Origin of the sequence: Rubrivirga sp. SAORIC476 (genome assembly GCF_002283555.1) — a bacterium.
Classification (GTDB): Bacteria; Bacteroidota; Rhodothermia; order Rhodothermales; family Rubricoccaceae; genus Rubrivirga.
In genome coordinates this window covers 1-580 of record NZ_MVOI01000010.1, presented here as the reverse complement: position 1 = coordinate 580, position 580 = coordinate 1, and the positions used below count along the sequence as shown (strand labels likewise).

At 67.9% G+C, this 580-nt stretch carries 1 protein-coding gene; it reads left to right on the top strand.

Annotation, left to right across the window (positions count from 1 at the left end; all coding sequences use genetic code 11):
* Window positions 1-580, top strand: a 580-nt coding sequence (locus B1759_RS19845; RefSeq protein WP_158225316.1) for a hypothetical protein, incomplete at both ends; no start/stop codon positions are given.

The window sequence follows — 580 nt, the reverse complement described above, 5'->3', positions numbered from 1 at the left end:
CGGCGGGCAGCCGTACACGCTCGTCCAGCTTCCGATCTCGGCCTTCTACGACGACAACTCGTTCAACGTCGGCTCGAACGACGGCTTCGACTTCTCGCGCGTCAAGAACGTGGTGATCGCGATGGGCGGGCTCTACGGCCCCGGCTTCGCCGTCTCCTTCGACGACTTCGCCTTCCAGACGGCTCCGATCGAGACGGCCGTCGAACTCGTCTCCTTCGACGACTTCAACGACGGTGACACGTCGAACGCGGGCGCCTTCTACGGTGGCTCCAACGGCGGGGCGGGCACCGGCCCGACCACCGACCGTGACGGCATGGACGGCATGGCGCTCAACCTCGGCGTCGACCCGGGCACGGAGACGATGGCGGGCGGCACGACGGCCTTCGCCGGGTTCTCGGTCGAGGCGCCGGGCATGGGCGTCGACGCGACCGGCGCTGAATACTTCACCTTCTACATCCGCCCGACGGTCAACGAGGGCAACGGCCGCCTGGTCGTCGAGGTGAACCTCCAGGAGGACGCCAACGGCGACGGCACCTACGACGGCGCCACCGAGGACGAGTACCAGGCCAACATCGGGATC